The following is an 18,713-nucleotide window of genomic DNA, read 5'->3' on the forward strand; positions in this document are numbered from 1 at the left end:
GCATCGACCTTCCCCGACTGCGCTTCGCTCCGTCCGCGCTACGGGCTCTTGCTGTGTCGTCGTTCTGTCAATCCGCTTGCGTAAAAATATTCTTCTTTACCGAAATTCGGTTTTAACGTATGTGTCGCCCATCCCGGCTCATCCTTGAGGGGCGATCTTGTGGTCGTCATGTTCGCGAGCCGGGCTTGCGGTGGACGCGGCAGCGTCGGGCACGAGAAGTGCGGGCAGGGCGGATTGCTCTCCGTGAGCCCAAACGTCGTGCCGACGAGCGGCGCTGTCAGGTTCGTCTCGCCATCAGGTCGGCGGCAACGTGCACAAACGTCGTCGAAACCAATGGTGAACAAGCGAGCCGTGCGTACGGCAAAACCGTGTGGTCCTGGCCGTCGTTGTTACGGTCAAGCTCTTGCGGATGCGGCATCGCGTCAACCGGCGCGGTGTCGGCGACTTTCGCTGGAGTGAGGGAGGCCAAATGGAACTCGGCTCCCGGGAGAGCACGGCATAAGCCGTCCAACCACTGCGCAGGGAAGGCCGAGTGATTGGCTACACCTGTATGCTGCTGTGCGGTTTTCTCTGCGTGTGCTTTTCGCGCAGCGGACCGCGGGTGCCAGTCGGCACCCGGCCTTCCCTGCGCCCTCTTGGCTCAAAGAGGGTGGAGCGACCAAGCAAAGCTCGGGCGAATTGCGCCGCGAGGATGCGAAGGCGTGCCTGCGATTCAAGATGCGAGTTGGAAGAGCATATCTGCCGCCTCATGCCCCGTCATTGCGAGCACAGCGAAAAAATCCAGACTGCCACGAGGGATTCTGCTCCGTCGTTGCGCGTCTCACCCCTGGCTCGCCATGCGTGTGCGGTCGAGGTGTCCCTCGATCTTCGGGCGGTCGCGGGTACGCTCAAAACTGGTGCAGAGCAGTTCGGTCTCCTCGAGCGAGACCGGGGCGCGATACAGCCGGCACATGAATTCGGCCGTTGTGCGCCCCTTGCCGGCACCCGGGCCGGCGCCGGGGCTGCGTTCGGCGAGAAACATGCAGTCCCGGCAGATGCTGGCATCGAGGCGTTGATGTGCTGCGTCGAGGTGATTGAGGATCTCCCGCAGCGAGTCGCGCAATCTCACGCACTCGTCCGTCCCAAGCGCCGTGACTGCGTTCAGCACGTGATTGATCGGATCGTGCTGGTTCAGGCATTTCTCGCCCTGCGCGGTGACGTGGAGCACGACGGACCGCTTGTCCTCGTGCGACGGCTTTCGCACGAGGTAGGACTTGCTCTCCAGCGTCTTCACGATCTGCGATGCGGTCGCCCTAGTGGCGCCGATGAAGCCGGCCAGCGCGGACGGTGTACGCGAAAACCGGTTGGCGCGGCCGAGAAAGCGCAGTGCCATCCATTCCCGATCGCGCAATCCATGCTGATTGCCTTCGAAATACCAGGCCCTCGCCGCCTGAACCAGCAGCTCCACGGCTTCTCGTGCCACTGGCATGAATTTACCTCGTCCCCGGAGCTTCGTCTGCGGCGTCCCGAAGCCGCCATGCGCCCAGGCTCTCGAATTCTTCGAGGGGCGTCAGACGATTTGTGGCGTCCAAAGAGCACGTCGCGCCCGGGTCTTGCTCGAAGGCACGGACTGCAGCGGACACGACCGGGACCAATGGGCGTCGCGTCGTCAGGAGCAAGAGATTGCGTCGCTGATGGCATGCCAATGGCGTCGTCGCCGCACGGGAGCCCGAGTTGCCGTCGCCAGCAGACGATGGATCGGAGAAGTTCAACCGAAGCCCCTGAAGTTCAAGTCACACGCAGACGTTTCTTATCTTCCATCGAAACGATGAATGAGCTTCTCAACAAAATCAAGTAGAGACACTCTCGGAGACTGGATGTCTCTGCAATCGAATGTAACGTTCAAGACAATCCCGCTCTTCGGGACACATGATGGTGAACAACGTTCGACGAGTTACATGCACTTAACTGTGCGACGGTTTGATTGCACGGCACTTTGTTGTCTGTCGTTGATGCAGGTTGATCGAAGCTTGTGCATGATGACGCTGTGCTTCGGCACGTCATCCACAACCTGTGCGTTCTGACGGAGAATCGCCAAGGGAACTCACAGGAATTGCACGTTGCGGTTGTTGCGGCGCGGATCGAGTAATCGCCGGCCCCGTCGCTTCGGCATCAGCTGCCCCGATTCGCTCAACCGAACGGTGGAAGCGCTGGCGATGGAAACCGGTGGCGGCTGCGCGCGCATGCGCCGGGAGCGTGGCGGCATGCGCAATTGCCTGTCGAAACAATGAGCAAGGCGCGATTGCGGGGGCGCCGCGCGCCGTCTCGTCCTGCTAGTCGCCCCTGAGCATGTCCCGGAGCTCGCGGAAGGGATCGGCGCTTGGCGGAGCCGAGGCGTCCTGCCGCATCGCGCCGTAGATTCTCGGAACCATGTCGACCGCCTGATCGAGACCCGAATCACGTCCCGACTGGTATCCGCCCATCAGGCGAAGGTCGCGCGTGTCCTCGTATTTGGCGATCATGGCGCGCAGCTTGCTCACCAATTCGCGCTCCTCGGGATCCCAGACGTTATGGGCGAGGCGGGAGACCGAAGCCAGAACGTCCACGGCCGGATAGCGCGCCTGGTCGGCGATGTGGCGGCTGAGCACGATGTGCCCATCGAGTGTGCTGCGGATGGTGTCGGCGATCGGCTCGTTGTAATCGTCGCCGTCGACCAGCACGGAAAAAATCCCGGTGATCGTCCCGGATCCCTCCTCGCCAGGTCCGGCGCGTTCCAGAAGGCGCGGCAGATCGGTGAAGACGGTGGGTGCATAACCGCGCGCCACCGCGGGCTCACCGGCCGCAAGCGCGACCTCGCGGGCGGCATGGGCAAAGCGCGTGATCGAATCGACCATGAGCAGGACCGATTCGCCGCGGTCGCGGAAATATTCGGCGACCGCCATGGCTGTCTTCGGTGCCAGCCGCCGCATCATCGGGCTCTCGTCTCCCGTCGACACGATCGTGACGGCGCGATGACGGTCGGTGCCCAGCACGTCCTCGATGAACTCGCGCACTTCGCGGCCGCGCTCGCCGACCAGGGCCAGCACGACGGTGTCGAAGCCCTGGCTGCGGGCCAGCATCGCGAGCAGCGTCGATTTGCCGACGCCGGACCCGGCAAAGATGCCGACGCGCTGGCCGGCGCAGATCGGGGCGAACAGGTCGATCACGCGCACGCCGGTGCGCAGCGACTTGTGCACGCGCGCGCGCTTCATGGCCGAAGGCGCCTCCGCCTCTGCCGAGACCGCACGCGATCCCGGCGTCAGCGGGCCTTGCCCGTCCAGCGGCGCCCCGAGCGCGTTGATGACGCGGCCCTTCCAGCTCGGATCGGGCGCGAAGGACAGGGGCGGCATCCGGTACGCGACCGAACCGAGGCCGCCGGCGAATTGCCGATCGAACGGCTTGGCGATGATGCCCTCGCTGTCGATCCTGATCACCTCGCCGATCTGGGGCTTGCCGCCGGAGTTGACGCCGATCAGTTCACCGAGCCTGACGAAGCGCGACAGGCCGGAGACGCGGAAATGCGTCGGGGCGATCTCGGAGATCGCGCCGCTGACGCTTGCCAGGGGAGTGCTCTGCTGAAGCTCCAGCAGCGCCCACTCGAGTTGCCGAAGAGCGTTCAAGGAAACCGTCCAACCTCATTGCGCGCGAGGCGCAGTCTACTTGCCGGGTTCGCCCAGCGTCCGGATTGCGTTCTGGAGCGAGCTCTCGGTGCCCTCGATCATCGAATTGGTGCCGTCGAAGGCGCGCGAAGCTGCGATCAGCTTCGTCAATTCCATCATCGGATTGGCGCCGGAGCCCTCGACATAGCCTTGCTTGAAGCCGTCGCGCGAGAAATCGGCGATGGCGGTCGCAGGCCGGTCGGGCGTGACGCCCGAATTGCCGTAGCGGTCGAGATTGGCGTCGGCGGGAATGTTGAACAGACCGATGGTGCCGATCTCGTTGTTGTCCTGGGTGATCGCGCCGCTGCGCGCGATCGAGATCGGCCCGCCGTTCGGATCGAGCGTGATCGGCGCGCCGCCGGAATCGATGACGGGAAAGCCGGCCACGGTCTGAAGGTCGCCGTTGGGCGCGATCTGGAGGCGGCCGTCGCGCGTATAGACCGTTCCGTTCGGGCCGGCGAAGGCGATCCAGCCCTGTCCGACCACGGCGACGTCGAGCGGGTTGCCGCTCTCGGTGATGCTGCCTTGCTCGCGCGAGATGATGTTGTCGCCGGGCGAGGAGAAAGCCACCGGGTTCGCCCCCGCCCTGGACAGCACGGTCTCGAATTTCACCACGTCGGTGCGGAACGCCGCCGTGTTGACGTTGGCGACGTTGTTGGCGATCGTCTGGAGGCGCTTTTCGAGGGCGACCTGCGCCGACAATCCCACATAGAGAGCCGATTGCATGACTTACCTGTTGAACCGGATGTTCTGAAGGGTCGTGAGGAGGTCCGTGTCCATGCTGGCCGACGCCGACGCGCCGCCGATCAGGACCAGCGCGGGGTTGGTCGAGCTATCGCTCTGCGCCTGGGTGGCATCCCACATCGCCGCGAAGCGCTGGACGAATTTGGTGACCTTGGTCGGGTCCTGGAAATCGGTGAGGTCGATCTTGTCCGTTATCATCTTGGCCTGGGCATCGATGTCGGACGAGCTGATGGTCGACGACCAGCCCATTGCGGTCTGGACGACCTGCGTCAGCGCCCTGTCGGCGAGGATCTGGTAGGCATTGGTGATCGTGGACGCCTTGCGGGTGAAATAGAGCGCCAGCCGCAGGCCTTCGTTCTGATCGCCGGCTTTCTGTTCCATGGTCTGCGTGACGTACTGGGTCGCCGTGCCGGTCGTGGCCTGGGTGCTCTGGGTCGCCTGGTCGCCGAGGGCGGCGAAATTGAAGGCCGTGGCGAATTCACGGTAGCGGGTGTCGGAGAGCTTGTTGGCGAACGCGTCCTTGTCCGAGACGCCCTCCGTCAGCACCTTGCGCATGAACGCCTTGGCGTAGGTCATGTCGCTGAGGCCATAGGCCTTCATCGCATAGGAGTAGAGGCGATAATCCTTCAGGAAATCGTCGATGGTCTTCACGCTGCCGATGTGGCTGAGGAAATAGTCGGTGTCGCGGCTGACGTCCGGCTGCGTCGCGACCTGCGTCAGCGACTTGCCCATGTCCTTGGTCAATCTGGTGTAGTCCGCGATGGTGGATAGCATGACACACGCCCCTCTGGCCGCCCTTGCGGCACCGTCCCAAGCTGCCGTGAATTGCTTGTGCGAGGCTGGCGACCGGATAGCCAGCTCCACGCAAGGCTCGCCGACTAGATATTCCCGATGGGATCGGTGATGGAGCGGCGCGTTGGGCAGTTTCGTGGGGATCGTCATCACGGTAGCGGCACTGCTGGGCGGATTTGCCGCCATGGGCGGGCATCTCGCCGTGCTCATGCAGCCGTGGGAGTTCGTGATCATCATGGGCACCGCGGCCGGTACCTTCATCATGGCCAATCCGTGGAAGGTGGTCGCCGATACCGGGCTGGCGTGCGTGCAGGCTGTGACGGGGGCGGTGCCCGGCCAGCGCTACTATCTCGACCTACTCGGCGCGCTGCATGCCCTGATGCGGGAGCTGCGGGGCAAGGGTCGTAACGAGGTGGAAGCGCATATCGACGACCCGGCCTCCTCCGAGATCTTCAAGGCGTTCCCGAGCGTGCTCGGCGATCCGTCGCTGCTCCAGTTCATCTGCGACTACGTCCGCCTCATCATCATGGGGAATGCGCGCACGCACGAGATCGAGGCGCTGATGGACGAGGAAATCCACACCATCGTGAAGAGCAAGCTGATGCCCTACCATGCGCTGGTGGTGGTCTCGGAGGCGCTGCCTGCGCTCGGCATCGTCGCCGCAGTGCTTGGCGTCATCAAGGCCATGGGCGCGCTCGACCAGTCGCCGAAGCTGCTGGGCGGCTTCATCGGCGCCGCCCTGGTCGGCACCTTTGCCGGCATCTTCCTGTCCTACGGCCTCATCTCACCCTTCGCGCTGAAGGTCAAGATGACGCGCGAGAAGCGTTGCCGGCCCTACATCATCGTCAAGCAGACGCTGCTGGCGTTCATGAACGGCGCCATGCCGCAGATCGCCGTCGAGCATGGCCGCAAGATGATCTCGAGCAACGAGCGGCCGTCGATCGACGTCGTCGAGAACGAGACGATTGCGGGTCCCAAGGCCGTGGTGACCGAGGCTGAACCCAAGGCCGCCCGCGCATGATGATGGAAGACCTCGACGTCGATCAGCGCAAGCAGCTGCCGAACTACCTGCTGGACGCCGCCGGCATCTCGATCGAGCGGATGCCGATGCTCAATGTGATCTTCGATCGCATGGCGGCATCGTGCACGGACAGCCTCCAGCCGATTGCCGGAACGCCGTGCTATTTCTCCGTCAATGGCATCACCAACGACCGCGTCGGTGACATCATCAAGGACTACGAGGCCAACGCGGTTGCGGCCGTGCTCTATGCCGAGCAGTGGGACTCCCGCATCATCATCATGCTCGACCGCGACTTCGTGTTCACCATGGTCGAGGCGATGTTCGGCTCCGACGGCGCCGAGCCGCCGCTCGACGTCGAGCGCACCTTCTCGAACATCGAGATCCGCCTGGTCCAGGCGCTGTTCGAGCGGTTCGCCAAGGCGCTGCAATCCGCCTTCGCCGGCACCTCCAACGTCACCTTCCGCGTGGAGCGGGTCGAGACCGCCATGGCCTCGCTGGCGATCGGGCGGAGCGGCAACATGTCGATCTGCGCGAACATCATGTTGCAGGCGCTTTACCGCGGCGGGCAGATGTTCCTCATCATTCCGCACTCCGCGCTCAACCCGCTGAGGCAGAAGCTTGCCACCGTCGTCGTCAGCGACGGCCGCGCAGCCGATCCGCGCTGGCGCGAACAGATGGAGAGCGAGGTTCATCGCACCGAGGTGACGCTGAGCGCGGTGCTCGACGAAAAGATGATCTCGCTCGGCGACGTCGTGAAGTTCCAGGTCGGGCAAGTGCTCGAGCTCGAAGCCACGCCGCGCACGCTGGCGCGGCTCGAGAGCAACAACCAGGTGCTGTTCTGGTGTCAGATCGGCCAGCTTGATGGCTATTACGCCATGCAGGTGGCAGATCCCGTCGATCAGAAACGGGAGTTCGTCGATGATATCCTATCTCGTTGATGCGGTGCTGCTGATTGCGCTCGCCTTCACCAGCATGCGGGTGACCCGGATGCACCGCGAACTTGCGCGGTTGCGCAGCTACCAGGGTGAATTCTCGACCATCGTCCACGAGACCGCGGGCGCCTTCGACACGGTCATCACCGCCGCCCACGATTCTACCGCAAATCTCGGGCGGCTCGCCAGCGTGCTGAGCACGAAGATCGACCAGGCCCACGAGGCGATCGCTGCGCTCGACGCGAGGAGCGGGCTCGCATCCACGGTGACCGCGGGCGGCGCCGACGTGAACAAGCATTGAAGTCGAAGCCGGCGGAACAAATACGATCGGAACGTCGCGGCGCTCCGGGAGCGGAAATACCAAGAGGCGATACCAAATGGCGCAATCCTTCGACTACGAGTCAGCATCTGCAACCGACGAGGGGCATACCGACACATCTCCGCTGGAGCGGCTGGCGGAGATCGCCGCGCGCGCTGCCGAGGAGACCGGCAAGTTCGCCAATGTCGATGCCATCCTGCGCATTCCCGTGACCATGCAGGTGGTGTTGGGTTCGGCCACCATTCCGGTGGCGAACCTGATGAAGCTCGGCCGTGGCGCGGTGGTTCCGCTCGATCACCGGGTCGGCGAACCCGTCGACGTCGTCGTCAACGGCCGCGTCGTCGCCCGCGGCGAGGTGGTCGTGGTCGAAGAGGACAATTCACGCTTCGGCGTCTCGCTCACGGAGATCGTCGGGCCGCTAGGGCAGGGTGATAGCTGACCATGGCGGCACAGGTCGGCATCGCCCCCATCAAGCAACGAGGCGTTGCCACGCTGGGCGGAACGGAAAAGGTCGCGGCGCTCCTGCTCGCCATGGGCCGGCAGGCGGCGGCGAGCGTGCTCGCGCAGTTCGAGCCGCAGGATATCCGTATCGTCACCAAGGCCGCCGCAGAACTGCGGCCGATCACGGCGCAGGAACTCGAGTCGATCGTCGAGGAGTTCGCCCAGCAATTCTCGATGGGCGCCAACATCCTCGGCACCCTCGGTGGCCTGGAGGCCGTGCTCGGCGACGTGCTTCCCGCCGACCAGGTCTCGGCGATCATGTCGGATCTGCTCGGCAATTCGAGCCGGTCGGTGTGGGACCGTGTCTCGTCGGTGTCGGAAAACTCGCTCGCCACCTATCTGTCCAAGGAACATCCGCAGACTGCCGCGCTGATCCTGTCCAAAGTCAAGCCGGCCTGTGCCGCCAAGGTCATGAGCCAGCTGCCGTCGAGCCTGCGCAACGAGCTGATGCGGCGCGTGCTCAGCCTCAAGCCGATCGTCGACGACGCCATGAAAGTTCTCGAGAAGACGCTGCACGAGGATCTGACGCTGAATTTCGCCCGCAACCTCGGCGCGGACACCTATGCCCGCGTCGCGGACATCATCAACAAGATGGAACGTGGCCACATCGAGGACATGCTGAAGAGCCTGTCGGAGAAGCGGCCGAAGTCGGCCGAAGTGCTGAAGGAGCTGCTGTTCACCTTCGACGACGTGATCAACCTGGCGCCGAAGGCGCGCACCATGATCTTTGACCAAGTGCCGACTGATCGCATCGTCGTCGCGCTGAAGGGCACCGACAAGCATTTCCGCGAGCTGATCCTGTCTGCGGTCGCCTCGCGCGTCCGCCGCGTCGTCGAGCACGAACTCGCCATCGGCGAGCCGTCGAACCAGCGCGACGTGCTGGAGGCGCGCCGCGTCATCACCGACCTCGCGCTCGACCTCGCGGAGAAGGGCGAGATCGAGCTCAACCCCGAACAGGAGGATGAGCTGGTCTTCCGCTGACCGCTGAACGGGCATGGCAGAAACATCCGATCAGGAGAGCAAGACAGAAGAACCGACCGAGAAGAAAGTCCGCGATGCGCTCGAACAGGGCAAAATCCCGGTCTCTCGGGAGGCGTCGATCTTCGCCTCGATGGCTGCGCTGATGGTGATCCAGGCGTTCCTGATCGGCCAGGGCGTGCAGCAATTGACGCCGACGCTGATGGGCTTTCTCGACGATCCCGACGGTTTCCCGCTCGGCACCGGGGCCGACGCCCTCAATCTCCTCACCGTGGTAGGGCTTCAGGCATTGCGGTTCCTGGTGCCGCTGGTCGTCACCCTGGCGGTGTTCGGCCTTGCAGCCTCGCTGCTGCAGAATGCGCCGCGCGTCGTGCTGGAACGCATCATGCCGGACCTGTCGCGCATCTCTCCGCTCAAGGGCTGGAGCCGGCTTTTCGGAGCGCAGGGTCTCGTCGAGTTCGCCAAGTCGCTGTTCAAGCTCGCCTCGGTGACCGTCGTCGTCGCCTTCGTGCTGCGCTCGTCGGAAGCCAGGGCGTTCGAGGCGATGTACACCGATCCGGTCGCGCTTCCCGAGATGATCCTCAACATCGCGATGCGGATCGTTTCGGCGATCTGCATCGCGACCATCGTCCTGGTCGCGATCGATCTCGCCTGGTCGCGCTTCCACTGGCGGCGCGACCTGCGCATGACCAAGCAGGAGATCAAGGACGAGCACAAGCAGGCCGAAGGCGATCCGCTGATCAAGGCGCGCCTGCGCTCGCTGGCGCGCGACCGCTCGCGCCAGCGCATGATCGCCTCCGCATCGCGCGCAACGCTGGTGATCGCGAATCCGACGCACTTCGCGATCGCGCTGCGCTACAAGCGCGAGGAAAACCCGGCGCCGATCGTCGTGGCCAAAGGCATGGACGTGATCGCGCTGAAGATCCGCGAAGTCGCCGAGCAGAACCGAATTCCGGTGATCGAGAACAAGGCGCTGGCGCGCGCGCTCTACGAGGCGGTTCAGGTCGACCAGGTCATTCCGGCGGAGTTCTTCCGGCCGGTTGCCGAGATCATCTACTTCCTGCAGTCCAAGCAGGCGCCGCGGACCGAGAAGGTCCAGTAGAATTCCGAGGACGGCTTCTGCTCCATCAGCCTGACGAAAGCTTGCCGCCATAAGCTCTCTCCGAATAGACCAGAATGGGACTGCCGTGGGACCGCTTTATCTCTTCGAACTCGCATCGTCGCAGGCGCGGTACCTCGAACTCCGCCAGTCGACCATCGCTACGAACGTCGCCAATGCCAATACGCCGGGCTTCAAGGCGCGCGACGTCGAACCGTTCAACAAGGTGCTCGACAGCATGCCGGTGAGGCTCGCGACGACGTCGCCCTCGCACATGCAGTTGTCTGGAGCCGAGACCGACACGCGGAAGATCGCGAAGAAGGACAGCTGGGACGTGGTCCACTCCGGCAACTCCGTCAGTCTCGAGCAGGAAATGATCAAGGGCAGCGACGTCAGCCGCGACTACTCGATGAACTCGGCGGTGGTGCGGTCGTTTCACCGCATGCTGCTGTCGAGCGCGAAGACCTGAGGTGAATTGACATGCTGGACTCACTGCAAGCCTCATTGACGGTCGCGAGCTCCGGGCTCGAAGCGCAGTCGACGCGCATGCGCATCGTCTCGGAAAACCTCGCCAACGCCACGTCGACGGGACGCACGGCCGGCGCCGATCCCTATCAGCGCAAGACCATCACTTTCGACGCCGCCATGGACCGCGCCTCGGGCGCGCAGCTGGCGAAGGTCAAGGAGATCGGGGTCGACACCACGCCGTATCGCGTGGAGTACGAGCCCGGGCATCCGGCTGCCGACAAGGCCGGCTACGTCAAGCTACCGAACGTCAACATGATGATCGAGATGGCGGACATGCGGGAAGTCAATCGGTCCTATGAAGCCAATCTCCAGGTCGTGAAACAGGTGAGGTCGATGCTGGGAATGACCATCGACCTGTTGAGGAGCTGACAATGCTTGAGGCGATTTCATCCACCGCGGTCTCCGCCGGGCAGGCGGCGAGCCGTGCAACCGAGACGCAGTCCATCGCGCCCACCGCTCCGACCGCGATCCAGTCCACCGACGATGTCGGATTCGAATCAGTCATGAAGCAGGTGACGACGGACGCGATCGGGACGCTGAAGGCGGGCGAAGCGGCGTCGATCTCGGCGATGCAGGGCAAGGAATCGACGCGGCGCGTCGTGGAGGCGCTGATGTCGGCCGAGCAGGCCCTGCAGACGGCGGTCGCGGTTCGCGACAAGGTCGTGCAGGCCTACCAAGAAGTCGTCCGTATGTCGATTTGACCTGAAGGAATGACATTGTGAAATCGCTCGCCATCGCGGCCACGGGCATGAACGCCCAGCAGACCAACATCGAAGTCATCGCGAACAACATCGCCAACATCAACTCGACGTCGTACAAGCGTGCGCGCGCGGAATTCACCGATCTGTTCTACCAGATGGACCGCATGCAGGGCGTCGCGAACGTCAACGGCTCGTCGCCGATCCCGGAAGGCGCAAATCTCGGCCTCGGCGTCAAGTCGGCGGCGATCCGCAAGCTGCACATCCAGGGCGCGCTGACGCAGACCGGTAACCCCTACGATCTCGCGATCAACGGCCGGGGCTGGTTCCAGGTGCTCGGCCCGAACAACGAGGTCCAATACACCCGTGCGGGTTCGTTCAACACCAATGCCAACAGTCAGCTCGTCACGACCGACGGCTACCTGCTGGATCCCGCCATCACAGTGCCGCAGGGAACGGTCCAGGTCACGGTCAACCAGACCGGACAGGTGTTTGCCAAGCTTGATACGGAAGTGAACCCGCGGCAGATCGGTCAGCTCAATCTGGCCAACTTCGCCAACGAGGCCGGCCTCGAACCGCTGGGCAGCAATCTCTATCGCGAGACCACGGCGTCCGGCACGCCGGTCGTCGGTCTGCCCGGCGATGCCGGCTACGGCAAGATCAACCAGCAATATCTCGAAGCCTCGAACGTCGACCCCGTCAAGGAAATCACCGAGTTGATCTCCGCCCAGCGCGCCTACGAGATGAACGCCAAGGTCATCCAGGCTTCCGATGAAATGGCTTCGACCGTATCGAAGGGCCTTCGCTAGTTCCGGTGTGTCCATGTTGAACAGGGTGGGCCTGATCGTGCGCGGGTTGGCCGCCGTGCTGCTGCTTCTCGTCTCGGCGCAGGTCGCTGCGGCAGAGGAGAAGCGGCTTCCCGTGCCGGCCGTCTCGATCCGCGCCGGCGAGCTGATCCGGGACGACATGATCACGGAACGCGCCTTCGCGCCAAACTTGCTCGGCGTTGCCATGTTCATCGAGCAACGTCAGATCCTGGTCGGCCGGATGGCGCGCCGCACGCTGCTGCCCGGCCAGCCGATCCCGACCAATTCGGTGGAAGATCCATGGACCGTCGCCCGCGGCGCCATGGTCAAGGTCGTGGTGGAAGACAGCGGCCTGTCCATCGTCACTTACGGCTCGGCGATGCAATCGGGTGGGGCCGGTGCGCTGATTCCGGTGCGAAACACCGATACGGGCGTGATCATCAGGGGCGTGGTCCAGCCGGACGGCACCGTCAAGGTCGTGGACGGGTCATGACGAGATTCCTGCTTGCCCTCGTCCTCCTCGTTTCGGCCGCCAGCGCCCAGGCCGCCGTTCGTATCAAGGACATCGCGGATATCAAGGGACTGCGCGAGAACCAGATCGTCGGCTACGGTCTCGTCATCGGCCTGAACGGCACCGGCGACACGCTTCGCAACGCTCCGTTCACCGAGCAGTCCCTCCAATCGATGCTCGAGAACATGGGCATCAATGTCAGGAACGAGACCACTAGCACGAACAATCCACCGCGTCCGACGACGCTGCGCACGCGCAACGTCGCCGCCGTGATGGTGACCGCGGACCTGCAGCCTTCGATCGGTGCCGGCGAGCGCATGGACGTGACCGTGTCGTCGCTCGGTGATGCGACCTCGCTGCTCGGCGGCACCCTGGTGATGACGTCGCTGCGCGCGGCGGACGGCGCCGTCTACGCGGTCGCGCAGGGAGCGGTTACGGTCGCCGGTTACAGTGTCGGAGGCCAGGCCCAGAACGTCAGCCAGGGCACGCCGACTGCCGGCCGCATTCCGAACGGCGCGCTGGTCGAGCGCGAGGTGCAGGGAAGTCTCCACGAGATGGAGTTTCTGGTGCTGGAGTTGAGGAACCCCGACTTCGTCACCGCAACACGAATCCTCGACGCCATCAACCGCTTCGCGGGCGGGCGCTACCGCGCGCAGATCGCCTTTGAGCGCGACTTCCGAACCATCGTGCTCTCGAAGCCGCGCCATATCGGCCCGGTCCGCTTCCTGGCCGAAATCGGCGAGCTCACTGTCGAGCCGGACACGCCGGCGCGGGTTGTGATCAACGAGCGCACCGGCACGGTGGTGATCGGACGCGACGTGCGGATATCGACCGTTGCGGTGACGCACGGCAATCTGACGGTCCGCGTCACCGAGCTGCCCGTGGTGTCGCAGCCGGCGCCGTTCTCGCAGGGGCAGACGGTGGTCGTACCACAAACCATGGTCGAGGCCAACGAGGCCGGATCGCAAGTGGCGATCCTCAGCGGCGTCGACCTCCAGCGCCTGGTGCGCGGGCTGAACCAGATCGGCCTGAAGCCATCCGGCATCATCGCGATCCTCCAGGCGATCAAGACGGCCGGCGCTCTCCAGGCCGATGTCATCGTGCAATGATGCACAAGCGTCGTGCAAGCTTGGTCGCTCAATGCTGAGGTCTCGACCGAGAATCGCACGCGGCCCGATGTTGAAGCTGGATCACAACGCCAAACTCCTCGTCCTGGTCGCGGCCTCGATGCTCGCGAGCGCCTCGCCCGTGCTTGCTCTGGACGAGGCCAAGCCGTCGAAGCCGCTCAACCTGCGGTCCTTCGCGCGCGCCCGCGCGCCCGGGCCGCAGAAGCCGAATCCGCCGGCCTCGGTCGACAATGCGTCGGTCCGGGCGACGGCGTGGGCAGCCGAAGACTCCGGTCCCGCCGTCACGGGAGCTGTGCCGGCTTCCGAGAAGCCCGCACCGGCGCCAGCACCCGCAGCCGCGCCGGTGCGCCCGGCCAAGCCCGGCAGCGTCACGGCGCCGCCGAAGCCCGCACCGGCACAGGCTGCCGTGCCTGCGGACAGCGAAGTCGCTCTGTTCTGCAGCAATGTCACCGACCCCGCGGTCGATGCGAGGCTGGCCTGGCAGCTCAAGGAGTTGGAGAAGGCCGAGATCGAGCTCCGCGAGCGGATCGCCGAGGTCGAGGCAAAGCGGGCCGAATACGAGAAGTGGATGGCGTTGCGCGACGACTTCCTGAAGAAAGCCGAGGCGCAGGTCGTCGAGATCTATTCGCGCATGAAGCCGGACGCCGCGGCGACGCAGATCGCCGGCATGGCGGACGAGACGGCCGCGGCCGTGCTCGCCAAGCTCAGCCCGAGGAGCTCGAGCGCGATCTTCAACGAGATGGATACGGCGCGCGCGGCGCACCTCGCCGACCTGCTCGGTGGAATGCGTCGCGTGGATGACGGAAAGACCAAATAGATGAAGAATCTGATCCTCATCCTGCCGCTCCTGATGCTGACCGGATGCATCGGCGATCCCGCCGAGATCCTGACCGGCCCGAGACTGTCGCCCGTGGGCAGCGGCCTGCGGGCGCAGGCCGATCCGATCCCGGTGACGCCGCGCATGCGCACGCCCGTCAGCTATCGCTCGACCTGGGACGACGGCACGGATCTCTATCGCGATCCCCGTGCCCGGCGCACCGGCGACGTCGTGACGATCATCATCTCGATGCAGGACAAGGCCAAGCTCGACAACAAGACCGATCGCTCGCGCGATTCGCAGATCAAGTTCGGGCTGGACTGGCTGATGGACGTTGCTGGATGGCAAGACAAGGGCTCGACCAGCGCCAATCTGAACACCAACACCCAGATCAAGGGGAATGGTCAGATCGATCGTACCGAAGACATCAAGCTGTCGATTGCCGCCATCGTCACCGACGTGTTGCCGAACGGCAATATGATGATCAGCGGCTCGCAAGAGTTCAAGGTCAACACGGAGATGCGCGTGCTCAACGTCGGCGGCATCGTGCGTCCGCGAGATATCTCGCGAACCAACACCATCTCCTATGAGAAGATCGCCGAGGCGCGCGTCTCCTATGGCGGTCGCGGAAATCTGTCTGACGTGCAGCAGCCTGGATGGGGACACCGGATCTATGACGCCGTGGCACCATTCTGAGACTCGCGCCGGTCGGGCCGCGCCGCGAAGGCAGGGGACATGATGCGCCTGATTGCGGCCATCGTAGTGCTGACCCTCGTCGCGATCGGCGCCGGCGCGCTCGCCGGCCTGCATCTGTTCGCGGCCGCCGAACGCGTCGCCGATGCGAAGAAAACCGCCACGCCGCCGCCGATCGCCTCGAGCTACGCCGGAAGCGCGCGGCTCAGGAAACTGTCCCCGATCGTGACCAATCTCGGCGCGCCCGCCAACAACTGGGCTCGTATCGAAGCCTCCATGGTGACCGAGAGCATGAGCGACGAGGATGCCGGCATCCTGGCGGCCCATATCAGCGAGGACATCGTGACGTATCTGAGGTCGGCATCGGTTGGACAGTTCGAGGGCGCGCGCGGGCTCCAGCATCTGCGCGACGACCTGATTGAGCGCGCCAACATCCGCTCGTCGGGCAAGGTCCGCGAATTGATCATTGAGACATTGGTGATTCAGTGAGATTGAAAGTCCTGCTGCTCGCGTTGGTTCTGGTCGTGCTGCCCGAGGTGGCGCTCGCCCAGATTCCGGACCTCAATTCGCTGCTGCCGCCCGGAAACGGCTCGACCAGCGGCCGGATCATCCAGCTGATGGCCCTGATCACGGTGCTGTCGGTGGCGCCGGGACTGCTCATCATGGTGACGAGCTTCACGCGGTTCGCGGTGGCGCTGTCGTTCCTGCGCGCCGGCCTCGGCCTGCAGACCACGCCGGCCAACCTGGTGCTGATCAGTCTCGCGCTGTTCATGACCTTCTACGTGATGGCGCCGACCTTCGACCGTGCCTGGGAGACCGGCGTCCAGCCCTTGATGAAGAACGAAATCTCGGAGGAAGAGGCCTACCTCAAGATAACCGATCCGTTCCGCGAGTTCATGCTGGCCCATGTCCGCGACAAGGATCTCCAGACCTTCGAGGCGCTGGCCGCGGAGAGCTTTCGCAAGAAGTTCGACGACAAGCGCATCGACATGCGCGTCATCATTCCGGCCTTCATGATCTCAGAGCTCCGGCGCTCGTTCGAGATCGGATTCCTCATCATCCTGCCGTTCCTCGTCATCGACATGATCGTGGCGACGCTGACCATGTCGATGGGCATGATGATGATGCCGCCGACGATCCTCGCGCTGCCGTTCAAGATGCTGTTCTTCGTGCTGATCGACGGCTGGAATCTGCTGGCTTCCGGACTGGTGCGGTCGTTCTCGTAAGAGCCGCGATCGCGGGTCGTAGGCCGGGTATGGTTAGCGAAAAGTAATATTAACCATATGATATTGCTAAGCAATTCAAGCCGATCTTAATCTGCGGGCAAGATTCGGCGTGCTAGCAATGCGTCACGGCGGGTTGGACCCCACCCACGTCAGTCCAAAGGCATGATGCCGCCCCTCCGTACCGGTGAAAGCCCGGTATGTCCCACGTGAAAATGTAACGCGTACATAAAGGGACATTCGCAATGTCAAGTCTGCTTACGAACTCGACCGCCATGACGGCGCTCCAGACCCTGCGGTCTGTCAGCTCGCAGCTCTCCACCACGCAGACCCGCATCTCCACCGGCCAGCGCGTGGCGACCGCTTCGGACAACGCCGCCTATTGGTCGATCGCGACCTCGATGCGAGCCGACAACGCCGCGCTCTCGGCAGTCTCCGACTCGCTCGGTCTGTCGTCCGCGACCGTCGACACCGAATATACCGCTCTGACCACGGTTATCGGCGACAAGGACTCCGGCCTGACCAAGCTGCAGTCGCTGCTGGTCGAAGCCAAGACGGCAGGTATCGACCGCAGCAAGATCCAGGCGGACGTCACCCAGATCCAGCAGCAGATGAAGGCTACAGCCAATGCGGCGACCTTCAACGGGGTGAACTGGCTGAGCACGACGACCGGCACCACGCCCACGAGCTTCAGCCTCGTGTCGTCGTACTCGCGCGTCGGTGGCACGCCCACGATCGGCTCCATCACCGTGACGACCGCCAACTACTCGCTCTACACCAGCACGCAGAACGGCCTTCTGGACACGGCGGCCAGTTCGAGCGCTCCGTCGATCGACACGATCAACATCTCGGCGCTGACCGACTCGGCGGCTGACCAGACCCTGCTCGATGGCTACATCGCGCAGGTCACCGCCGGGATCAATTCGGTGGCCTCGGCCGCCGCCAATCTCGGTGCCGTCAAGAACCGCATCGCGACCAACACGGACTTCGTGAAGTCGCTGATGGACTCCGTGGACCGCGGTGTCGGCCAGCTCGTCGACGCCGACATGAACCAGGAGTCCACCCGTCTGGCGGCTCTCCAGGTCCAGCAGCAGCTCGGTGTGCAGGCGCTCTCGATCGCCAACAACAGCAGCCAGAGCATCCTGTCGCTGTTCCGCTAAGCCTTCAACCATCCAGGCGAGGGCCGCGCTTCTCGCGAAGCGCGGCCCTTTCGTTTGGCGCGACGTCCTGCGCGCCGTCATTTCGGCAGCCCTGTTGCCGAGGGGGCACAGAGCCACAAGCCTCGCACAAGCTTCGCTCGCTAACATCGCCACTACGACAGGTTGGGCCTAACGCGCATTTCCGCAGCCCAAAGGCATGACGCCGCCCTGTCGTACCGGTGCAAGCCCGGTATGTCCCCCAAGCTCAATTCAATCTCAAAGGGACATCAAAATGGGTTCTAGTCTGCTTACCAACTCCGCCGCAATGACCGCGTTGCAGACGCTTCGGAACGTCAGCTCCAGCCTGCAGACGACCGAAAACCGGATCTCGACCGGCCAGCGCGTCTCGACCGCCTCGGACAACGCCGCCTATTGGTCGATCGCGACGTCGATGCGCTCCGACAACGCCGCGCTCTCGGCAGTCTCCGACTCGCTCGGTCTGTCGGCCGCGACCGTCGACACCGAATATACCGCTCTGACCTCGGTCATCGGCGACAAGGACTCCGGCCTGACCAAGCTCCAGGCGCTGCTGGTCGAAGCCAAGACCGCCGGTATCGACCGCACCAAGATCCAGGCTGACATCACCCAGATCCAGCAGGATATGAAGCTCAAGGCCAATTCGGCGACCTTCAACGGCGTGAACTGGCTGAGCACGACGACCGGCACCACGCCGACGAGCTTCAACCTCGTGTCGTCGTATTCGCGCGTCGGTGGCACGCCTACGATCGGCTCCATCACCGTGACGACCGCCAACTACTCGCTCTACACCAGCACGCAGACCGGCATCCTGGACACGGCGGCCAGCACGACTGCTCCGTCGATCGACACCATCAACATCTCCGCGCTGACCGACTCGGCGGCTGACCAGACCCTGCTCGATGGCTACATCGCGCAGGTCACCGCCGGGATCAATTCGGTGGCCTCGGCCGCCGCCAATCTCGGTGCCGTCAAGAACCGCATCGCGACCAACACGGACTTCGTGAAGTCGCTGATGGACTCCGTGGACCGCGGTGTCGGCCAGCTCGTCGACGCCGACATGAACGCGGAA

At 64.1% G+C, this 18,713-nt stretch carries 22 protein-coding genes; 18 read left to right on the top strand and 4 right to left on the bottom strand.

Annotated features, from left to right (window positions below; all coding sequences use genetic code 11):
* Nucleotides 1-820 precede the first annotated feature (820 nt).
* From OC450_RS00720 to OC450_RS00735, 4 genes are all read right to left on the bottom strand, one after another.
* Nucleotides 821-1,468, bottom strand: a complete 648-nt coding sequence (locus tag OC450_RS00720) for a MarR family winged helix-turn-helix transcriptional regulator (protein WP_211387351.1) — start codon at nt 1,466-1,468, stop codon at nt 821-823.
* Nucleotides 1,469-2,312: 844 nt separating this feature from the next.
* Entirely contained in the window at nt 2,313-3,638 is a 1,326-nt protein-coding gene (fliI, locus tag OC450_RS00725) for a flagellar protein export ATPase FliI (protein ID WP_256805824.1), read from the bottom strand.
* A gap of 36 nt (nt 3,639-3,674) precedes the next feature.
* On the bottom strand, nt 3,675-4,403 hold the full coding sequence (gene flgF / locus OC450_RS00730; protein WP_211387349.1) for a flagellar basal-body rod protein FlgF: 729 nt from the start codon (nt 4,401-4,403) through the stop codon (nt 3,675-3,677).
* Nucleotides 4,404-4,406: 3 nt separating this feature from the next.
* Nucleotides 4,407-5,195, bottom strand: a complete 789-nt coding sequence (locus OC450_RS00735; RefSeq protein ID WP_256805825.1) for a DUF1217 domain-containing protein — start codon at nt 5,193-5,195, stop codon at nt 4,407-4,409.
* Between the two features lie 142 nt (nt 5,196-5,337).
* Between OC450_RS00735 and motA the strand changes: the two genes are divergently transcribed.
* From motA to OC450_RS00825, 18 genes are all read left to right on the top strand, one after another.
* Nucleotides 5,338-6,234 carry a flagellar motor stator protein MotA gene (gene motA, locus OC450_RS00740; protein WP_256805826.1) on the top strand — a complete coding sequence of 299 codons (897 nt, stop codon included), beginning with the start codon at nt 5,338-5,340 and terminating at the stop codon, nt 6,232-6,234.
* Nucleotides 6,231-7,172, top strand: a complete 942-nt coding sequence (locus tag OC450_RS00745; protein WP_256805828.1) for a flagellar motor switch protein FliM — start codon at nt 6,231-6,233, stop codon at nt 7,170-7,172. The genes motA and OC450_RS00745 overlap by 4 nt, the downstream gene beginning before the upstream one ends.
* The gene (locus tag OC450_RS00750; RefSeq protein ID WP_211387345.1) at nt 7,153-7,467 is read left to right on the top strand and encodes a hypothetical protein; all 315 of its coding nucleotides are present in this window, start codon (nt 7,153-7,155) and stop codon (nt 7,465-7,467) included. Before OC450_RS00745 ends, OC450_RS00750 begins: the two co-directional genes overlap by 20 nt.
* Before the next feature lie 76 nt (nt 7,468-7,543).
* Nucleotides 7,544-7,924 (top strand): flagellar motor switch protein FliN, encoded by a 381-nt coding sequence (gene fliN, locus OC450_RS00755; protein WP_211387344.1) that lies wholly within the window; start codon nt 7,544-7,546, stop codon nt 7,922-7,924.
* A gap of 2 nt (nt 7,925-7,926) precedes the next feature.
* On the top strand, nt 7,927-8,967 hold the full coding sequence (locus tag OC450_RS00760) for a flagellar motor switch protein FliG (protein WP_211387343.1): 1,041 nt from the start codon (nt 7,927-7,929) through the stop codon (nt 8,965-8,967).
* Between the two features lie 13 nt (nt 8,968-8,980).
* The gene (gene flhB / locus OC450_RS00765; RefSeq protein WP_211387342.1) at nt 8,981-10,066 is read left to right on the top strand and encodes a flagellar biosynthesis protein FlhB; all 1,086 of its coding nucleotides are present in this window, start codon (nt 8,981-8,983) and stop codon (nt 10,064-10,066) included.
* Nucleotides 10,067-10,151: 85 nt separating this feature from the next.
* A complete protein-coding gene (gene flgB, locus OC450_RS00770; RefSeq protein WP_262046982.1) occupies nt 10,152-10,532 on the top strand; it encodes a flagellar basal body rod protein FlgB in 381 nt (126 codons plus the stop codon).
* Between the two features lie 11 nt (nt 10,533-10,543).
* The gene (gene flgC, locus OC450_RS00775; RefSeq protein WP_014492659.1) at nt 10,544-10,960 is read left to right on the top strand and encodes a flagellar basal body rod protein FlgC; all 417 of its coding nucleotides are present in this window, start codon (nt 10,544-10,546) and stop codon (nt 10,958-10,960) included.
* A 2-nt stretch (nt 10,961-10,962) separates the two neighbouring features.
* On the top strand, nt 10,963-11,292 hold the full coding sequence (locus OC450_RS00780; protein WP_211387340.1) for a flagellar hook-basal body complex protein FliE: 330 nt from the start codon (nt 10,963-10,965) through the stop codon (nt 11,290-11,292).
* Between the two features lie 17 nt (nt 11,293-11,309).
* Complete coding sequence (gene flgG, locus OC450_RS00785; protein ID WP_211387339.1) at nt 11,310-12,098, top strand: flagellar basal-body rod protein FlgG; 789 nt, start codon at nt 11,310-11,312, stop codon at nt 12,096-12,098.
* Between the two features lie 13 nt (nt 12,099-12,111).
* A complete protein-coding gene (gene flgA, locus OC450_RS00790; RefSeq protein WP_256805833.1) occupies nt 12,112-12,588 on the top strand; it encodes a flagellar basal body P-ring formation chaperone FlgA in 477 nt (158 codons plus the stop codon).
* A complete protein-coding gene (gene flgI, locus OC450_RS00795) occupies nt 12,585-13,715 on the top strand; it encodes a flagellar basal body P-ring protein FlgI (RefSeq protein ID WP_211387337.1) in 1,131 nt (376 codons plus the stop codon). The genes flgA and flgI overlap by 4 nt, the downstream gene beginning before the upstream one ends.
* Before the next feature lie 67 nt (nt 13,716-13,782).
* Nucleotides 13,783-14,550, top strand: coding sequence for a MotE family protein (locus OC450_RS00800; RefSeq protein WP_262046983.1), 768 nt, complete (start codon nt 13,783-13,785; stop codon nt 14,548-14,550).
* On the top strand, nt 14,551-15,246 hold the full coding sequence (gene flgH / locus OC450_RS00805; RefSeq protein ID WP_211387335.1) for a flagellar basal body L-ring protein FlgH: 696 nt from the start codon (nt 14,551-14,553) through the stop codon (nt 15,244-15,246).
* A 42-nt stretch (nt 15,247-15,288) separates the two neighbouring features.
* Nucleotides 15,289-15,732: a flagellar basal body-associated FliL family protein gene (locus OC450_RS00810; RefSeq protein WP_211387352.1), complete on the top strand. Its 444-nt coding sequence runs from the start codon at nt 15,289-15,291 to the stop codon at nt 15,730-15,732.
* Nucleotides 15,729-16,469, top strand: a complete 741-nt coding sequence (fliP, locus tag OC450_RS00815) for a flagellar type III secretion system pore protein FliP (protein ID WP_211387334.1) — start codon at nt 15,729-15,731, stop codon at nt 16,467-16,469. Before OC450_RS00810 ends, fliP begins: the two co-directional genes overlap by 4 nt.
* A 242-nt stretch (nt 16,470-16,711) precedes the next feature.
* On the top strand, nt 16,712-17,626 hold the full coding sequence (locus OC450_RS00820) for a flagellin (protein WP_262046984.1): 915 nt from the start codon (nt 16,712-16,714) through the stop codon (nt 17,624-17,626).
* Nucleotides 17,627-17,897: 271 nt separating this feature from the next.
* Nucleotides 17,898-18,713 (top strand): flagellin (locus tag OC450_RS00825; protein ID WP_262046985.1); only part of this gene is annotated, 816 nt, incomplete at its 3' end.

This window comes from Bradyrhizobium sp. Bra78 (genome assembly GCF_024519855.1).
In the GTDB taxonomy this organism is placed as follows: domain Bacteria; phylum Pseudomonadota; class Alphaproteobacteria; order Rhizobiales; family Xanthobacteraceae; genus Bradyrhizobium; species Bradyrhizobium japonicum_G.